The following is a 19,618-nucleotide window of genomic DNA, read 5'->3' on the forward strand; positions in this document are numbered from 1 at the left end:
GAAATGAAAAGGCGGGGTAACTTACAAATAAGATCATAAGGGGAGGGAACATACATGAATAAGCGTCCGAATGGGTATGTACTTGCAGGATTAGGGGTTGGTGGTGCTGTGTTATTAGCAGTAAAAAACAAACAGCATCTCAAAAAATGGGCAAGCATGTTCCGCTCAGATGAAAAGATTCCTGAAAAAGCTGGACACCCTGATCCATTAGATATTCAAGACAACAAAATGGTCGATGAAGGGGCCATGACATCCGTCCATTATTTCAATGAAGTGAGACAATAGTTTGGAAAAACCGTTTTGACCATTCAAAACGGTTTTTTCTTGTCTTTCTTTTGATGTTATATCGAAGAGGATCGACAATCGTAAAACCGATCAGCCCTTTGTGTTCAGGCGTCGAGAAATGAAATTCAATGCCTGATAAATGACAGGTTGAGAGAACGTCCTGATCTGTAAAACGTAACGAAAGCTCATCCTCATAAACAGGTGCATGCTTCAAAACCTCGGCTTCTTCTGCGAATAACTCCAGACCAGCTACTCGGCCCTCTTTGTCGATATCTGCGTTTACACATTCATTCACATCTAATTCAATGGTTTCTTTGATTGTCCCGATTCCCACAGGCAGGAGATAGATGTATCCGATGTCGATCGTTTGGTCATATGTGATGGTTCTTTTCAAGTGGGTCACCTGCTTTATGTATGGTTTTTTGAACAATAGTAAAATGTCCCTTTATTGTATAATAACATGTGGTGATACAAAGCTTTCCTATCAGTGAACGGTCAAAGATCAGCCATCTCAGCTCCTAAATGTTTTCAGCATTCTATCCTAAAGTCACGAACACCATTTTCAAAAGAATGAAACTTTTAGCTGAAGGAGGTTACCCATTTTTTGCGGTCACTGATTTTGTTATAATATTTAAATGGAATGAAACGAATGGAGGAACATTTTTCATGTATGATGTTACCGAGTGGAAGCACGTCTTTAAACTCGATCCAAATAAAGAAATATCCGATGAGCAGCTAGAGGCGATTTGTGAATCTGGTACGGATGCTATATTGATTGGCGGCAGTGACAATGTGACAGAGGACAACGTGCTCCAGTTGATGTCAAAGGTCCGCCGGTTTCTTGTGCCATGTGTGCTCGAAATCTCAACACATGAAATGATTGTGCCGGGCTTCGATCTGTATTTCATCCCGACCGTCTTAAACAGCTCTCACCCTGATTGGATTGTTGGGCTTCACAAGGACGCGATGAAGGAATTCGGTGATTTGATGTCAATGGAAGAGATCGTGCCTGAAGGCTATGTGATTTTAAATGAAGAATGTAAAGCGGCCAAGCTCACAGAAGCAAATACAGCGCTGGACATCGATGACGTAAGAGCATATGCAAGAGTGGCAGAGCATTTGATGAAGCTGCCCATTTTTTATCTAGAATACAGCGGAACGCTTGGAGATATAGAGCTTGTGAAAGAAACGAAAGCAGTGCTTTCTGATACGGTTCTTTTTTATGGCGGAGGCATTGAAAACGAAAAACAGGCAGAAGAATTTGCACAGCATGCGGACGTGGTTGTTGTAGGAAACGTCATTTATGACAATTTCAAAGAAGCATTAAAGACAGTGAGCGCAGTCAAAAAATCATCATAGTCAAACAAGACGAAACGGGTTAAAATAGAACATAAGTTCGAATTGGCGGTGAATGGAATGAATGAAATATCGAATCATCTATTAGAAGGGCTGAATGACGCGCAGAAAGAAGCGGTTAAAGCAACAGACGGTCCGCTACTCTTGATGGCAGGAGCAGGGAGCGGAAAGACACGGGTGCTCACACATCGAATTGCTTACTTAATGGCAGAAAAGCATGTGGCTCCGTGGAACATTTTAGCGATTACGTTTACAAATAAAGCAGCACGTGAAATGCGTGAGCGTGTACAAGCCATTTTAGGGCCTGGTGCGGGTGACATTTGGATCTCTACGTTCCACAGCATGTGTGTGCGTATTTTACGACGCGATATTGACCGTATTGGGGTAAATCGCAACTTTTCTATATTAGACACGTCTGATCAGCTTTCAGTCATTAAAAACATTTTAAAAGAACGAAATATCGATCCTAAAAAGTTTGATCCACGCAGCATTTTAGGTTCAATCAGCAGTGCAAAAAACGAACTCATTGACGCAGAGGAATACGCCAAAACAGCCGGTGATTTCTATGATCAAGTGGTCAGCGACGTCTATACATATTACCAAAAACGATTACTCAAGAACCAATCACTCGATTTTGATGATCTTATTATGATGACGATTCGTCTGTTTGAGCGCATCCCTGAAGTATTGGAACACTATCAGCGAAAATTTCAATACATTCATGTCGATGAGTATCAGGATACGAACAGAGCGCAGTACATGCTTGTGAAACTGCTCGCTCAACGTTTTCAAAATATATGTGTGGTCGGTGACTCAGATCAGTCCATCTATCGCTGGCGTGGAGCGGATATTACAAACATTCTCTCCTTTGAAAAAGATTATCCTTCTAGTGAAGTGATTTTGCTTGAGCAAAATTACAGATCAACTAAACGCATACTGAATGCCGCAAACACGGTGATTCAAAACAATTCAAACCGTAAGCCGAAAAATCTTTGGACAGAAAATGATGAAGGAGCAAAGATTGCCTATTACCGTGCAGATAATGAATTCGGTGAAGGACAATTTGTTGCTGGAAAGATTCATCAGCTTCATCAGAGTGGCAAGCGTAAATTATCCGATTTTGCGATTCTTTATCGGACCAATGCTCAGTCTCGTGTGATAGAGGAAACATTATTGAAGTCAAACATTCAATACAACATTGTCGGCGGCACGAAGTTCTATGATAGAAAAGAGATCAAGGACATTTTGGCGTACTTACGCCTAGTAGCTAACCCAGATGACGACATTAGCTTTGCACGAATTGTGAACGTACCAAAGCGCGGAATCGGTGCTACATCTGTTGATAAAATTGCGGCATATGCGGAGATGAATGACCTGTCTATGTTTGAAGCACTTGCTCAGGTAGATTTCATTGGACTCAGTGCAAGGGCAGCCAATGCGCTTGATGAATTTAAACAGCTCATTGATCAAATGACAAATATGCAGGATTATTTATCTGTCACAGAATTAACAGAAGAAATCCTAGAGAAAACAGGCTATCGTGAAGCACTGAAGGCAGAAAAAACAATTGAAGCACAAAGCCGTCTAGAAAATATTGACGAGTTTCTCTCTGTGACTAAGAACTTTGAAGAACAAAATGAAGACAAGTCCCTTGTGACCTTCCTGACAGATCTCGCCCTTGTCGCAGATATCGATAAGCTGGATGAAAATGAGGAAGAAGATCAGGATGCGGTCATTTTAATGACGCTTCACGCCGCAAAAGGTCTAGAATTCCCTGTTGTCTTCTTAATGGGCATGGAGGAAGGTGTCTTCCCGCACAGCCGTTCATTAATGGAAGATGCAGAGATGGAAGAAGAGCGCCGCCTTGCTTATGTAGGCATCACACGGGCGGAAGAAGAGCTCTATTTATCAAGTGCCAAGATGAGAACACTCTTCGGCCGGACAAACATGAACCTTGAATCAAGATTCATTCGAGAAATACCAGCCGATTTATTGGACAACCTAAATGAGAAAAAAGAAACAAAAACACCATTTGGCCAAACAAGAGAAAGACCGCAAAGACGGGGACCTGTCTCACGTCCGCAAACTCAAACCATTCAAAACACAGGCGGCGGAAGTATTGGCTGGGCTGTGGGCGATAAAGCGGCTCATAAAAAATGGGGCGTTGGAACGGTTGTCAGTGTAAAAGGCAGTGGAGACAGCACAGAGCTTGATATTGCCTTCCCAAGCCCTACAGGCATTAAGCGTCTTCTCGCAGCATTTGCGCCAATTGAGAAGCAATAAACCGATAGGACTTATAAAACGGATGAATTGAAAGGAAGAAGCAGATGGATAAAGAAGCAGCGAAACGCCGGATCGAGGAACTGCACGAGATTTTGAACCAATACAACTACGAATATCATACACTTGATCGTCCAAGTGTTCCTGACGCTGAGTATGATGCACGGATGCGTGAGCTGATCTCTTTAGAGGAAGAGCACCCTGATTTAAAAGCAGCGGACTCTCCCTCGCAAAGAGTAGGAGGCGCTGTGTTAGACGCCTTCCAAAAAGTGCGTCACGGCACACCGATGCTCAGCCTTGGGAATGCATTTAATGAACAGGACCTTCTTGATTTTGACCGCCGGGTTCGTCAAGCAGTCGGTGACGATATCTCATACAATGTCGAGCTGAAAATTGACGGACTCGCTGTTTCTCTCCGTTATGAAAATGGCGTGTTTGTCCGAGGTGCCACACGTGGAGATGGGACAACGGGTGAGGATATTACTGAAAACCTCAAAACCATTCGTTCCATCCCGCTCAAAATCAAACGTCCTTTGTCAATTGAAGTGAGAGGCGAGGCATTTATGCCAAAACCTTCTTTTGAAGCATTAAACGAAAAAAGATTACAAAACGAAGAAGAGCCGTTTGCAAACCCGCGTAATGCGGCGGCAGGTTCACTTCGTCAGCTTGATACAAAAATTGCGGCGAAACGAAACCTTGATATTTTCGTCTACAGTATAGCGGAGCTTGATGAAATTGGTGTTGAATCGCAAAGCGAAGGACTTGATCTTCTCGACGAACTTGGCTTTAAAACGAACAAAGAAAGACGGACGTGCCAAACGATTGAGGAAGTGATTGAGCTCATTGAAACACTGAAAACGAAGCGTGCCGACTTTTCATATGAAATCGATGGAATTGTGATCAAAGTCGATTCGTTAGCACAGCAAGAAGAGCTCGGCTTTACAGCAAAAAGTCCCCGATGGGCGGTTGCGTACAAGTTTCCAGCTGAAGAGGTTGTGACGAAGCTGCTTGATATTGAACTAAGTGTCGGGCGTACAGGTGTCATCACACCAACGGCGATCCTTGAGCCTGTCAAAGTAGCAGGAACGACAGTACAGCGTGCTTCTCTTCATAATGAAGATTTGATCAAAGAAAAGGATATTCGCCTTTTTGATCAAGTGATTGTGAAAAAAGCGGGCGATATTATTCCGGAAGTCGCAGGCGTACTGATCGATCAGCGTACAGGAGAAGAAAAGCCGTTTCACATGCCGACTGAATGCCCAGAGTGTCATAGTGAGCTTGTGAGAATTGAAGGCGAAGTAGCTTTACGCTGCATCAATCCAGAATGTCCTGCCCAAATACGTGAGGGACTCATTCACTTTGTTTCCCGCAATGCAATGAACATTGATGGGCTTGGCGAGCGTGTCATTACACAGCTTTTCCAAGAACAGCTTGTCTCTCGTGTGTCCGATCTTTACCGATTAACGAAAGAAGAGCTCATTCAACTTGAGCGAATGGGCGAAAAATCTGTCGATAATTTACTGCGTTCGATTGAGCAATCGAAAGAAAACTCTTTAGAGCGTTTACTATTTGGACTCGGTATCCGATTTATTGGCTCTAAAGCGGCAAAGACCTTGGCGATGCATTTCGGCGATATCGATCAATTAAAGCAAGCGACGAAAGAACAATTACTCGAAGTCGATGAAATCGGTGAAAAAATGGCTGATGCTGTCGTCACGTACTTTGAGAAAGAAGAAATACTCAATCTGCTAAATGAACTAAAAGAGCTTGGGGTCAATATGACCTATACAGGACCAAAACCGGTGAAGGTTGAAGAAAGTGATTCCTATTTTGCAGGCAAAACCATTGTGCTGACAGGGAAATTAGAAGAAATGGCGCGAAACGATGCAAAAGAAGCGATCGAAGCATTAGGCGGTAAACTGGCAGGTAGTGTGAGTAAAAAAACAGATTTAGTCATTGCTGGAGAAGCAGCGGGAAGTAAGCTGACAAAGGCAGAAGAACTCAATATTGAAATTTGGGACGAAGCTAAAATGCTCGAGGAGCTAAAGAAATAAGAGGAGTGTTTTCTATTGAAAAAGTTGTTATTGCTGCTGACAATGCTCACACTGGTATTGTCAGCGTGTGCACCTTTTGGGGGAAAGGATGAGGAAGAGGTCACACAAAAAACGGATGAAACGAAGGAAACAGCCATCATCCCGATGTACAATATCTCTGACTCTTATTACAAAATGGTGCTGCCGTTTAAACAAGGAGCTGCGAGAGGATTAACAGCAGAGCGTCTCAACACACGTTTGGACATCGATGAATTTGAAACAGGACTCATGCGTCTCGCAACAGAGTCATTTAATACAAACGACTACCTTTTCCAAGAAGGACAGCATTTAGATGAGGACACCGTTCTCAGCTGGCTGGCGCGCAAAAAAACAGGCAGTGATCTGAAAAAGGCAGAAAAAGAAGATAAGGACTTTAAGAATTTAGGCTTAAATCCTGCTCTCCCGAACTCAGGTTCAACAAAGTCTAAAAATGAAAATAGTCCAATTTACTTAGCTTCGATGCTAGAGCATAATTACTTAATTCGAAAAGATAAAAACAGCTTACAGCTGGGCGGAGTTGTCATTGGACTTGCGCTGAACTCTGTTTATTATTACCGTGAAAATATCGGTGATCCGCAGCAAGAAGTGACGATCGATTCTTCGAAAAATTCAAAGAAACTACTGTCAGAAGGCGAAAAAATTGCTGAACAAGTGATCAAACGAATTCGTCAAATGGATGGGCTGCAAAAAGTGCCTGTCATGATTGCCCTTTATAAGCAAGCACCAAAATCATCTATCGTGCCAGGAAACTTTATCGCCAAAACAGATGTGAAAGCAGGCTCAGCTGATATTGGCAATTGGGATACGATCAAAGAGGAGAATGTCTTCTTCCCTTCAGATAATGCGAAAGGCAACTACAAAGATGATTCCGAGCGATTTGACCGCTTCAAAACAAAAGTCGAAGACTACTTCCCGAATTACACGGGTGTCGTAGGAAAAGGCTTTTACAAAAACGGGAACCTGCAAAAAATGAAAGTCGAAATTCCAATGCAGTTCTACGGAAAAACGGAAGTCGTAGCCTTCACGCAATATTTAACAGGTGAAGTGATGGATTACTATAAGAGTACCAATATCGAAATTAACATCACATCATCAGATCAACAAGAAGCCTTGATCACGAAAAATGCTGAAGACAAAGAACCAACCGTCCATATATATGACTAAATAAAAACCGCCTTTTGGCGGTTTTTTAAATTAGGAAAAATGTATCAAATTAAGAATATATTGTTATAAAAAGTAGAAGTGTAGAAAATAATGTATTATTATGGGTGATAATGAAGAGAAAATGGAGACAAATATGAAAAACAAATCATTTTACTTTTTATTAGGGGGACAATCCTTAGCTAATTTTGGGGATTCGTTATATGTCCTCGTTTTAACCATCCTGACATATCAATTAACAAATTCTACACTGATTGCTTCAATGGTGGCTGTCTCGCAGTTTGTTGGACAAGCACTTGGGGCGGTACTTATTCCTTTCTTTATGTATCAATTTAAGCTAAAAAGACTCATTATCTATTTACAAATGTGTCAAATTGCTTTCTTCGGCTGCTTGATTTTCATTTATATTCTACAATTATCAACTTTTACTATTCCTTTCTTTTTTATTATTGTATTTTTCCTTTCTTTGATAGATGGAGGAACGATTCCTGTTCGAAATTCGATGATCCCGCGTTTAGTAGAAAAGAACTTTTTACTAAAAGCTAATAGTTATATCTTAACTTCTGACCAAATGGTCCTTTTACTAGGCTGGCTGTTAGGAGGGCTGTTTATTGGCATTCTTGGACCACAGTTTCTCCTATTGACGACACTTGTTTTATACAGTTTGTCGCTCCTATCTATGCTCTTTATCATTGATACTGGGGCTGCAGCTAAACAAGAGCAACAGTCTGAATCATTTACTACAAGGGTCTTTTCAGGATGGAAGCTCATGTATGCTAAGCCTACTATTCGAACATTAACGATATTAGAAATGCTATCCATGAGTGGTAGAAGTATATGGACTGGTGCCATTATTCTTGTGTATGTCACAGAAGTCTTACACCAGCCAGAAACATGGTGGGGCTTTATTAACGCAAGCTATTTTGGCGGAACCATTCTAGGCGGCCTGCTCGTACTGCGGTTCGCAAAACATGTGGAACAGCGTTTGTTTGATCACATTTTTTACAGTTCGGTGATCGTTGCTGTGCTAACCCTTTGTTTAGGATTGAATCATTCTGCATGGATGAGTTTGTTGTTTGTCTTTTTATTAGGGCCAGCCTTTCAGCTTCGCAGCATTTCCATTCGGACCTATGTACAAGATACACTGAGTGAAATTGAATTGCCCAAAATACTATCAGCTCAACATACACTATCAACTTTTATATACGGGATGTCCATTCTCGTTATGAGTACCATGACCGATCTCTTTGGGGCAAGAGTCGTCTTTTTTATAAATGTCGCCCTGTTTACTGTGTCGGCCTTCCTAGCGTATAGATTAAAAAATGAACAAATTTAGACATTTTATCTCAATTATTTACAAAAATACTATTATATGCTTTAATATGTTCGTAGAAATGTTAACTATATGAAAAGTAGAGGTGGCGTAATTGACTAGTAGTTTAGTATATTGGCCATTAACACATCCGCAGCGGCGCGTGATGAACATGGAAACATTTTATCCAGAAACACCGATCAATCATATTGGCGGGATCATTTTCGTCAATGGGCCGTTGCAGCTCGATAAACTGAAGCAGGCCATTGCATCTTGTATCATAATGACAGAATCACTTCGTCTCAAGCTAATAGAGAAAGATGGTGAAACGCTTCAATACGTTGACCCAAACGCCGATCACACTATTCCTACCTATGAGTTTTCCACACAAGAAGACATGCTAGAATGGGCCGAAAAAGCCTTCAAAACACCATTTCAATTAACAGAAACCTCTCTCGCCGAATTTGCGGTACTAAAAATCGGTGAACAACAATCCGGTTATTTCATCAAATGCCATCATACAGTAGCAGATGGATGGTCGATGAAAGTAATCATCGATAAAATTAGCCAGCTTTACACTGCTCTTACCCAAAGCTCCTCTATCGAACAAGAAGCAGACAATCATTCTGTATTTATTGATAAAGAATCAAAATATAGGAACTCCCCAAGATTTAAAAAAGATCAGCAATTTTGGAAAGAAGCATTATCTGATGTGTCTAATAGTTATTTGGTACAGGGAACGGACCAAATCAAAGGCCATCGGCAAAGCCATTACCTTGATCGCCAACTCTCAGAACGAATCTATGAATTTATAGATACCCATCATTGTTCAATCAACTCTTTATTTACTTTAGGACTTTTCATTTACTTGCATAAAAGATACCAGCAAAAAGATTTTATTATTGGGACGCCAGTTCTCAATCGTTCCGGACAAAAGGAAAAAGCCACGTCCGGTATGACCGTGAGTACAATGCCATACCGAATGAAGATGGATCCTCATCTATCTTTGTTAGAAAGTTTAACAGACGTTCAAAAAAGCTATAAGGCTTACTTCCTGCATCAGCGTTATCCCTATGATGCACTTGTCAAAGATTTAGAGCTTGCAAAAGCAGGGTATGATCAGCTTTTTCAAATCTATATCAACTCCTACAGCACAAATATGGTGCAGGAGATGGAAGGATACAAAGTTGAATACATAGAGCTTTACAATGGCTTCCAGCCCTATGGCTTACAAGTTGCTGTGAAAGAATGGGATGAAAAAGGGCAAATCGAGCTTCAATATGACTACAAGATCTCAGATTACAGCAATGAAGACATCGATTTTCTACACGAAAGAATGCTTCTCTTTGTCGAAAACATACTCGCTCAGCCAAAGCAGCTGTTAAAAGACGTACTTCTCATGACAGAAGACGAGGAACATCGGGAGCTATATCAATGGAACGATACAGGCGTGCAATTTCCACAGAAACAAAAAATCCATGAATTGATCACAAACATGTCAACGTCTTCTCCTGATCGGATTGCACTTCAGGACGGATCTCATAGCATGACATACGGTGAACTTGAGAGAAAAACCAATCAAATGGCGCATTTTCTTCAAACACATGGCTTACAAAGACATGACTTTGTTGCCGTATGTATGAATCATTCACCAGAACTGATTGTGCTGCTGCTGGGGATTTTAAAGGCTGGAGGCGCATATGTACCGATTGATCCTGAGTATCCAGAGGAACGCATTCAGTTTATTTTGGATGACAGCCAGGCAAAGCTGTTTTTCACAAATGACGCATCTGCATACCAATTTAATGGCGATACGTACAATATCAACAGCGTGTGGAATCAGCTGGATCAGTATAATCCGGAACATCCATTCATTGGGAATGATGAAGACGTCGCATATATGATTTATACGTCTGGCTCTACAGGACAGCCAAAGGGAGTCATGATTGAGCACGGAAGCTTAGTGAACTATATTATGTCTGCTAAAACACACTATACTGATTCACCAGATGATCATTTTGCCTTGTATTCATCCATTGCATTTGATTTAACTGTGACATCCATTTATACGCCATTGGTCATTGGCAGTACAGTGGTGATCTATCGTCAAGAGGATCACCCAGGCTTTTTATTAGAACATATTTTGTTTGATCAAAAAGCAAAAGTCATCAAGCTGACACCAGCTCATATGGCACTGTTAACTGATGCTGCACTTTCTCAATCAGTTGTGAAACGGATGATTGTGGGCGGAGAACAATTATCGACCGCTTTGGCAAAAAGAATCACAGAGGCAAGTGATGGAAGGGTATCCATCTTTAATGAATATGGACCAACTGAAGCAACCGTTGGCTGTATGATTCATCAATTCCATCAAGATGATGGAGGGACATCAGTGTCAATTGGGGTGCCAATGCCCAATACAGAGATCTACCTTTTAGATGAGAATCAGCAAGCTGTGCTGCCTGGGACAGTGGGAGAAATCTATATTTCAGGCGCAGGGGTTGGCAGAGGGTATTGGCAAAGACCTGATTTGCAGGAATCACGCTTTCTGCCCAATCCATTTGTAAACGGCCGCCGCATGTATCGAACAGGTGATATCGCCAAACGAGCAAATGATGGAAAGATTGATTACATTGGCCGGATTGATCATCAAATCAAGCTGCGAGGCTACCGGATTGAGCTCGGTGAAATTGAACTTGCATTGATGGCACTTGAAGAAGTTGATAAAGCAGCTGTTATTGATCTAACCGATGAATCAGGAGAAAAACAGCTTGCTGCCTATATTGAATTAAAAGAAAAAAAGACGACGTCCTTTTTACTGAGAAAGAAATTATCAGATCAGCTTCCAGCTTATATGGTACCTGCCTATTTTGTTGTACTAGACGAGCTCCCGCTCACTCAAAACGGAAAAATTAATCGGACGGCACTGCCTGATCCATTGCTGTCTCAAGAAACAGCTGTTGAGTGGTCCAAGGAAACAGCGGACATTGAAGAGATCATCGTAAATACAGCAAAAGACATCTTAGGGCATGAAACAATCGAACCGGCTGATCATTTTTATCAGCTTGGCGGAGATTCCATTAAGGCGATTCAATTTATTGCGAAGTTAAAAGACAAAGGACTTTATTTAAAAACCAAGGATCTTTTTACTTATCCCATTTTTAGAGAAATGGCACAAGTGGTTCAGCAGGAACCTGTCATACATATCTCACAAGAGCAAGCTATGGGTGATGTGAAATCGATCCCAATTATCGAATGGTTCTGGTCCCAGCGGTTAAAAGATGAACATTTCTGGCATCAATCCATCATTGTTCATTCAAAGAAAAAGATGGATGAAACTATTGTGCAGAAAGCTCTCAAAGAGCTCGTCATTCACCACGACGGACTAAGGTTAAAAGTACATGAGGCAACAAACACACTCTATTATGATGAACACATTCAAGAGATTCCGCTGATGATACACGATTTCACAGCACTGTCAGAAGAGAATGTGGAAGAAGCGTTACAAGAAGTAGGATATCAGGTCAAGCAACGGACTCATCTTTATCAAGGACCATTGATTCAGGCAGCGCTATGTCAAACTGATTCTCAATCACATCTCATCTTTGCCGCCCATCATCTATTAGCTGACGGTATGTCTTGGCAAATTCTTGTGGAGGACTTGATTCAATTATTGCATGCAGAGAAGGTTACAGCAGAAGTACTTCCGTCTAAAACCCATTCCTATCAAACATTTGCCGAGCGGGTGAATCAGTATGCAGGATCAGAGGGTGTAAAAGAGTCGGTCAGCTATTGGCAAAAAGCGGTGCAAAATATTCAGCCTCTGTATCCAGTTTCCTCAAATGAGGGATATGTCAGAGACGAAATCAAATTAACCAACGCATTATCAGTGGAACTCACGAATCAATTGCTCAATCAAGCGAATCAAGCGTATCAAACGCAGCCGCATGAACTGTTAATTTCAGCCTTGACGCAAGCCTGTTATCAGCAAACGAATCAAGAGCGGATTTCTTTGGAATTAGAAGGTCATGGCAGGGATGCTGTAGAGGATGAGATCGATGTATCTAGAACGTTCGGCTGGTTCACCACCATGTATCCTGTGAATGTTCATGTGTCTGAATCTCTTTCAGATCACATACGTGTTGTCAAAGAAACGATACGAGAAGTGCCAAATAAGGGTGCAGACTATGGGCTGTTGTCACTCATCAATCAGCAGCTTCCTCCTCATTCAGCACCACAATTACGTTTTAACTATCTAGGCGAAATTGATCAAGTGCTTAAACAATCATCTGATTATGAGATGTCTTACTTTACATCTGGGATTGACTCGTCATTGGATAATCCATTAACAACCGTCATTGATATGGTCGCTACCATCAAGGGTGGTCAGCTGATTTTCCATCTTTCTTTCAGCGAAAAACAGCTGTGTGAAACAGACATGACGCAGCTATTGCAAGCGGTAGAACAGCAAATTGAGCGTCTTGTACAGCATTGCTTAGAGAAAGAAGGAATCGAATTTACACCGTCTGATTTTGAAACAGTGGATATGTCCCTTGAAGAAATGGATTCATTATTTACATGAGGAAAAATAAGTATGTTATGTATCTGTCATTTTTATTAGCGATCTTATGGGTAAGCAGCTTTGCCGGAGGGATACATGCAAAAGCAGTAATTTCATCTAAAGCCATTGATCAAGTGATAGAGCAACAAATGGAGCTTGGACGCATTCCAGGCATGTCCGTTGTGGTTGTGAAAAAGGACGAAGTGGTGTACCAAAAAGGCTTTGGATATGCGGATCGAAAGAAAAAGAAGCAAGTGACAGCCAGCACTTTCTTTGAAATTGGATCTACATCAAAAGCGTTTACCGCTCTTGCGATTGTGGAGTTAGAGAAGCAAGGAAAACTTCATTTAAAAGACCCGGTGAGCAGCTATATTCCAGGTTTTTTTCCAACATACAATGGAAAGCCTCAGCGTTTAACGGTGGAGCAATTAATGCATCACACAAGCGGCATTCCCTTTCAATCTATTGCGCTGATCCAGCCTGATACTTCGAAGGATGCATTGAAAAAAACAGTTGATCAGCTGAAATCAATCGAGCTTAATCGTAAGCCAGGCAGTTCCTTTGAATATGCGACCATCAACTATGATGTCCTTGGTCTCATCATTGAAAATGTAACAGGAACATCGTATGAGGCTTATATGAAAGAGCTGTTTAAAAGGCATCTTCTTGACCAAACGGAGGCTGGGCTAAAACGGATGAAATCCGGTGCTGTCTCAGAAGGATTTAAACTTCAATTCCTTGCTCCGCATGCTTTTAAAGCACCAGAATATCGAGGCAACACCCCTGCAGGCTATATTGTGATGAATAGTCAGGATGTGGGGACTTGGCTGCAATATCAATTGACCGATTCAACTTGGTCTCGCTTTGTAAAAAATCCTGATCACTTAACTGTGAATGTCCCAGAAGAAGGGAAGCATGTCTATTACAATGGCGGCTGGTATATACAAAAGGCGCATGAGCAGGTGGACTCGCTTTTTCATGCAGGCTCTAACCCAAACTATTCATCATTTTTTCTGATCCAGCCAAAAGAAGGGATTGCGATCGGAGTGTTAGCAAATATGAATAGCAGCTACACAGAGCAAACGGCACGTCTAATTGCCAAAACGATCACAGGTACAAATGAAGAAGCAGAGTCATCAATGGATCCTTTTCAGCTCATTGATCAATTGAGCCTTGGTGCCACATGTCTGTTCATTTTGCTGCAAATAGTGTCTATCGTGCGTTTTATCAAGTGGAAAAAGCGTGTAAGAAACGGCGCTTTAGTTCGCAGGGACATGTCACTGCGCGTCTGGCTGAAAAGTAGCGGCTGGGTGCTGCTATTAATTGGGATATTGCTCCTGCCAATGATTGTTGCGCAGCTAGCCTTTAATGGGCTGCCTTGGAAAATGACTTTTGTATGGGGACCTTCCTCTCTCATTGAATTAGCGATTTCTTATTATTTGTTTTTCATTTGGTTTTGTACGATTGGTTTCATCAAAGGATTTATGGTGACATCTCCTGCTGGAAAGAGAGGAAAAAAAGATGACCGTCAAACAGATTTCGGGCATTCATCCTTATAATGATTTGTTTTATCGCAGCTGTTTCTTCAATTGCTTTTTTCCAATTGTGAAGCTGCATAATCAAGAAGTTGCTCCATACTTACTAAATGATCAATTTGCCTACGTGCTTACAGAGAATGGCTTGCTACAGATTGACTGGATGTCGGCACACGATCCAGAAAAAATTATGAATGCACAAGGCATTCAAGTCGAAAAAATGGCGTATTGTCCCAACCTCATTGAAAAGGTCAAGCAAGATGTGACATGTGACCGCCCGGTAATCGTTTGGGTAGACCCTTACGTTCAGCGAGGCAGAAAAGAGTATTTGACAACCCATAGCCGTCATTCCATTTTAATCACTGGATTCGATGAAAATCAGCAAATCTTTCACGTATTAGAGAATCGGCATTTAGATAATTTGTCTTACGAGCATCAAGTGCTGTCATTTAAAGATGTACAGAAAGGGTATGACACCTTTCATGATCATTTTCAGCCGAATGATCAATTTCATTCCTATGCGGCTTTCTACTTTGATCCAGACAAGCTCTCGACTGAGTTATTTAATCAAAAAACGACTTATTTCCTGAGAAATATGCATGGTCAGATAGACGCAATAGAAAAAGGAATCACAGCTCTTGAAACATTTTATGAGCAGTTTTCGCAATGGGATGATATTGAGAGGCTCGTGGCGTCTTTCAATCAGATCATCAATACGAAGAAAGTGGAGCTGTATCGACTGAATCTCATCAAAGACGATCTACCTGAGCTGGTGGGATGGATGGAACGTATTTTAGCAGAATGGGAGAAAGCGAGGCATCAGGCAGCGAAACTCCTTTTTTCAGGTGAGATGTCTAGTAGGTACCAAGCCAATATCAAAGCTTCTTTAGAACAAATCATTCATGATGAAAAACACTGGCTGGAGGAATTGGAAATGAAATGCAAAAGGGAGTGTGGCGTATCGTGAAATTATTTTGCTTACCGTACGCAGGTGGAGCAAGTACCGTATTCAGTACGTGGAAATCTTATATAGACCGGTCGATAGAAATTCATGCCCTTGAACTCCCTGGGCACGGGACAAGAATGACAGAGTCTGTTCTAACCGATTTACAGCAGGTCGCAGATGATCTCTATGACCAGGCATCATCTTCCTTAAAAGAAGGAGAGCCCTATGCCATTTTCGGTCATAGCATGGGAGCCGTCCTTGCATATGAATTACAAAAAAGAATGAAAACAAGGTTAAACAGAGAGCCTGTCCATGTCTTTTATTCTGGGCGCTTCCCGCCACATATTCCAGAAAAGAAAGTCTATCATCAGCTGTCAGATTCCAAATTAAAAGAGGCGATCATTACGATGGGAGGCGTTCCTGAGGAACTTGCTGATAACCATGCAGTGCTTGATTTCTTTCTGCCGATTTTAAGAGCAGACTTTCAGCTTTTGGAGACCTATTTGTGTGATGAAGTCGTTCCAGCTGCTTGTCCAATTTCTATTTTTTATGGTACGCGTGATTTGCCTTCTGTGCTGTTTGATTTAGAGGATTGGGATCAATATACAAGCGAAGATTGTGCGTTTTTCGAATTCGATGGAGATCACTTTTTTATTCATTCATTAACAAATGAAGTTGTAGAAAAAATCAATGTCATTTTAAAGCGAATTGGAGTGTTGGAGAAATGAACACGAAGCACGTAGGCGTGATTGGAGCAGGTGTCATGGGGGCTGATATGGCATTAGACCTTTCAGCAAATGGCTATCAAGTCACATTAGTTGATGTCACAGAAGAAAAATTAAACGAAGCGCTGGAAAAAATCAAGAAGACCTATCAACTGGTTCAATTTGTGCGAAAGAAGAAAATCTCATTGTCTTTAGAGGATGTTCTGTCTCAAATCCAGCTGTCAACTTCACTTGAAGGCTTACATGATGCGCATATCGTCATTGAAAATGTGACGGAAGATTGGGAGATAAAAAAACCTATTTATGAAGAGCTGCGGGATATTTGTGTGAAAGAAACCATCTATTTTGTAAACACAAGCTGTATCTCGATCACAAAGGTAGGGTCCCTTATGCATCATCCTGAGAATGTCATTGGGGCGCACTTTATGAACCCTGTTCCTCTTAAAGCGTTAGTTGAAGTGATTAGAGGAAAAGCCACTTCTGATGACACAGTGGAAACGGCAAAAGGTTTCTTGAAATCGTTTGATAAAACACCAGTTGTGGTGCATGATTTTCCTGGATTTGTTTCCAACCGTGTGCTGATGCTGACAATCAATGAAGCGATTTGGGCGGTGCAAGATCAAGTCGCCACGCCAGCGGATGTCGATAAAATTTTCCGCGGAGGTTTCGGTCATAAAATGGGACCACTTGCGACAGGAGACTTAATTGGGCTTGATACGATTTTGAATTCATTGCTTGTTTTATACGAGAGCTACAAAGATCCGAAGTTCCGCCCATGTCCTCTGCTTGTCAAAATGGTTGATGCAGGCGAGTACGGCAAAAAATCAGGCAAGGGCTTTTTCCAATATGACATGTGAGAGGAGAATAACCAATGGCTAAGCAAATCAAGTGTGTTGTCTGGGATTTAGATCATACATTATGGGATGGAATTTTACTTGAGTCAGATGAAGTGACGTTAAAACCATCGATGAAGGAAGTACTAATAGAGTTAGATAAGCGTGGCATCCTTCTTTCTATAGCAAGCCGGAATGATGAAGCAGCCGTGAAGGAAAAGCTTTCTGCCTTCGGAATTGAACATTTCTTTCTCTATCCAGAGATTCATTGGAATGCCAAATCTAGTTCATTAGAGAGAATTAGTGAGCGCCTAAATATTCATAAAGATACCATTCTCTTTATTGATGATCAGCCATTTGAGCGGGAAGAAGTGAAGGCTGTTCATCCAGAGATTACGTGCTGGGATGCAGTGGATTATCTGTCATTACTCACTGATGATCGCCTGCGTCCAGTCTTTATCACAGAAGATGCTAGACGACGCAGAAGAATGTACTTAGAAGCGGACAAAAGGCAGCAGGAAGAAGAGAAATATGAAGGGCCGCCTGAGAAATTCTTGGCGTCTTTACAAATGAAATTCGTGATATCAGAAGCAGGAGAACAAGACCTCCAGCGCGCTGAAGAATTGACCGTCCGTACCAATCAATTAAATGCGAGCGGGAAAACCTACGATTATGAAGAGCTTGATTTCTTCCGTCAATCAGATTCCCACTTGCTGCTTGTCTGTGAACTTGAAGATAAATTCGGTTCCTATGGAAAAATTGGACTTTCATTAATAGAAGAAACAGGTGACACATGGCATGTTAAACTGCTGCTTATGTCTTGCCGCGTCATGTCTCGTGGTGTCGGGACCATCTTACTCACAACGATTTTGCAAGAAGCGAAAAAGCGAGGAAAGCGGCTTGTCGCTGATTTTAAACAAACCGATCGAAACCGTATGATGTACATCACATATAAGTTTGCCAATTTCAAAGAAATTGAGAAGGGGGAGGATGGCTATATCTTGTTTGAAAATGATTTAAGCATGATACAGCCTTTCCCAGAATACGTAGATGTCAATATCGAATTAAATCAGAAAGACCCAGCCAAACAATAAAAAGCGAAAAGCGAGGAGATTAAATCATGAACCTTCACGAACAAGTAAGAGCCTATATCGAGCAAAACCTAGTGGTATTTGATGAGGAAATTGAGCTTGGAAATGATGATCATATTTTTGAACAAGGCTTTGTGAATTCTCTATTTGCGATGAAACTAGTGAACTATATCGAACATGACTTTCAATTCCAATTAGACAACGAAGACCTCGACATTGCTCATTTTAGTACGGTCAATCGTATTGTCGCCTTAATTGAGAGAAAACAACAGGGGGCGGCTCTTCATGAAAACAGCTGAACAAACGATCAATGCCATTGAAGACATTCGTCAGTATTGCGATGAACATATCCGTCCGTTTGCCAATGAATTCGATGAGACGGAACATTTGCCAGAGTCACTGATTCGAGATATGGCGAAACGAGGCTACTTGGCAGCAGGTATCCCTTCTTCCTATCAAGGGCTGGGGCTTGATCCGATCGCATATGGACAGTTCACAGAACAAGTGGGAAAAGCTTGCTGTAATGTACGCACATTATTGACAGTAAATTCACTTGTAGGAGAAGCCATTCTTCGTTATGGAACAGAAGATCAAAAACAAGGCTGGCTTGTTGAATTAGCTAAAGGAGAAAAAATCGGAGCCTTTGCTTTGTCAGAGCCGAATATTGGTTCAGATGCCAATCATGTTGAAACAAGCTATCAAAAGGAAGGACAATCCTATGTATTAAGTGGGACGAAAAAATGGATTTCCTTTGGAGCGATTGCCGATTTCTTTATTGTGATTGCAAGAGACGGTGAACAAGTCACGGCATTCCTTGTCGATCGCGATCAGCCGGGTGTAGAGATTGAGAGAATTACAGGAATGATGGCCAACCGAGCGTCATATTTAGCGGAAATGACCTTTGATCATGTCCGGGTGCATGAAAACTGTGTCTTAGGACCAGTTGGGGGCGGATTTAACCATGTGGTGTCACTTGCATTAGACCATGGAAGATACAGTGTCGCTTGGGCAGGGCTTGCCATCGCACAAGAAGCTGTTGATTCTCTTGTCACGTATTCGCGTAAAAGAACACAGTTTAATGAAAAATTGTACAAGCATCAAATGATCAAAGGCATGATCGGGGATGCAGTGACCCAGCTCCATGCAGCGAGAGCTTTATGCCTAAAGGCTGGGGAAATGAGAGAAGCGAATCATCCTGATGCGATCACAGAAACATCCATTGCAAAATATTTCACTTCTAAAATCGCTGTTGACATTACAAATACAAATGTCCAAATTCATGGCGGAAGTGGATTTAGCCGGGAAAACTCAGCTTCAAGACTATATCGTGAAGCGAAGGTGCTTGAAATTATTGAAGGGACTTCGCAAATTCAGCAGCAGGTTATTGCTAACTATGGTTTACGCCATTATTTCGTGAAACATTCTTAGAGAGAAAGGAGA

The 19,618-nt window shown here is 41.6% G+C and carries 15 protein-coding genes; 14 read left to right on the forward strand and 1 reads right to left on the reverse strand.

Going from position 1 to position 19,618, the window contains the following annotated elements; translation table 11 throughout:
- Nucleotides 1-54: 54 nt before the first annotated feature.
- Nucleotides 55-285 (forward strand): hypothetical protein, encoded by a 231-nt coding sequence (locus MHH68_RS03360; protein WP_058015512.1) that lies wholly within the window; start codon nt 55-57, stop codon nt 283-285.
- Here MHH68_RS03360 and MHH68_RS03365 read toward each other — a convergent pair.
- Entirely contained in the window at nt 266-679 is a 414-nt protein-coding gene (locus MHH68_RS03365; protein WP_058015511.1) for a DUF2283 domain-containing protein, read from the reverse strand. The genes MHH68_RS03360 and MHH68_RS03365 overlap by 20 nt on opposite strands.
- 272 nt (nt 680-951) lie before the next feature.
- Here MHH68_RS03365 and MHH68_RS03370 point away from each other — a divergent pair, with 272 nt between their 5' ends.
- The 13 genes from MHH68_RS03370 to MHH68_RS03430 all read left to right on the forward strand — a co-directional run bounded on the left by MHH68_RS03370 (nt 952) and on the right by MHH68_RS03430 (nt 19,606).
- Nucleotides 952-1,644 carry a heptaprenylglyceryl phosphate synthase gene (locus MHH68_RS03370; protein WP_058015577.1) on the forward strand — a complete coding sequence of 231 codons (693 nt, stop codon included), beginning with the start codon at nt 952-954 and terminating at the stop codon, nt 1,642-1,644.
- Nucleotides 1,645-1,701: 57 nt separating this feature from the next.
- A complete protein-coding gene (pcrA, locus tag MHH68_RS03375; protein ID WP_339165122.1) occupies nt 1,702-3,924 on the forward strand; it encodes a DNA helicase PcrA in 2,223 nt (740 codons plus the stop codon).
- A 44-nt stretch (nt 3,925-3,968) separates the two neighbouring features.
- Entirely contained in the window at nt 3,969-5,975 is a 2,007-nt protein-coding gene (ligA, locus tag MHH68_RS03380; RefSeq protein ID WP_339165124.1) for an NAD-dependent DNA ligase LigA, read from the forward strand.
- 42 nt (nt 5,976-6,017) lie between these two features.
- Nucleotides 6,018-7,178: a CamS family sex pheromone protein gene (locus MHH68_RS03385; RefSeq protein WP_231101383.1), complete on the forward strand. Its 1,161-nt coding sequence runs from the start codon at nt 6,018-6,020 to the stop codon at nt 7,176-7,178.
- A gap of 133 nt (nt 7,179-7,311) precedes the next feature.
- Entirely contained in the window at nt 7,312-8,511 is a 1,200-nt protein-coding gene (locus tag MHH68_RS03390; protein ID WP_339165126.1) for an MFS transporter, read from the forward strand.
- 91 nt (nt 8,512-8,602) lie between these two features.
- A complete protein-coding gene (locus MHH68_RS03395; protein WP_339165128.1) occupies nt 8,603-13,069 on the forward strand; it encodes an amino acid adenylation domain-containing protein in 4,467 nt (1,488 codons plus the stop codon).
- A gap of 17 nt (nt 13,070-13,086) precedes the next feature.
- Complete coding sequence (locus MHH68_RS03400) at nt 13,087-14,607, forward strand: serine hydrolase domain-containing protein (RefSeq protein ID WP_339165130.1); 1,521 nt, start codon at nt 13,087-13,089, stop codon at nt 14,605-14,607.
- Nucleotides 14,570-15,550: a C39 family peptidase gene (locus MHH68_RS03405; RefSeq protein ID WP_058015508.1), complete on the forward strand. Its 981-nt coding sequence runs from the start codon at nt 14,570-14,572 to the stop codon at nt 15,548-15,550. Before MHH68_RS03400 ends, MHH68_RS03405 begins: the two co-directional genes overlap by 38 nt.
- Nucleotides 15,547-16,257 carry an alpha/beta fold hydrolase gene (locus MHH68_RS03410; RefSeq protein WP_339165133.1) on the forward strand — a complete coding sequence of 237 codons (711 nt, stop codon included), beginning with the start codon at nt 15,547-15,549 and terminating at the stop codon, nt 16,255-16,257. Before MHH68_RS03405 ends, MHH68_RS03410 begins: the two co-directional genes overlap by 4 nt.
- On the forward strand, nt 16,254-17,111 hold the full coding sequence (locus MHH68_RS03415) for a 3-hydroxyacyl-CoA dehydrogenase family protein (protein ID WP_339165135.1): 858 nt from the start codon (nt 16,254-16,256) through the stop codon (nt 17,109-17,111). The genes MHH68_RS03410 and MHH68_RS03415 overlap by 4 nt, the downstream gene beginning before the upstream one ends.
- A 14-nt stretch (nt 17,112-17,125) precedes the next feature.
- Nucleotides 17,126-18,181: an HAD-IIIC family phosphatase gene (locus tag MHH68_RS03420; RefSeq protein ID WP_339165137.1), complete on the forward strand. Its 1,056-nt coding sequence runs from the start codon at nt 17,126-17,128 to the stop codon at nt 18,179-18,181.
- A gap of 26 nt (nt 18,182-18,207) precedes the next feature.
- Nucleotides 18,208-18,477 (forward strand): acyl carrier protein, encoded by a 270-nt coding sequence (locus tag MHH68_RS03425; protein ID WP_003214412.1) that lies wholly within the window; start codon nt 18,208-18,210, stop codon nt 18,475-18,477.
- Entirely contained in the window at nt 18,464-19,606 is a 1,143-nt protein-coding gene (locus MHH68_RS03430) for an acyl-CoA dehydrogenase family protein (protein WP_339165140.1), read from the forward strand. Before MHH68_RS03425 ends, MHH68_RS03430 begins: the two co-directional genes overlap by 14 nt.
- Nucleotides 19,607-19,618 lie beyond the last annotated feature (12 nt).

It is taken from the genome of Bacillus sp. FSL K6-2841, from assembly GCF_037976435.1.
GTDB classification, from domain to species: Bacteria; Bacillota; Bacilli; order Bacillales; family Bacillaceae; genus Bacillus; species Bacillus pumilus.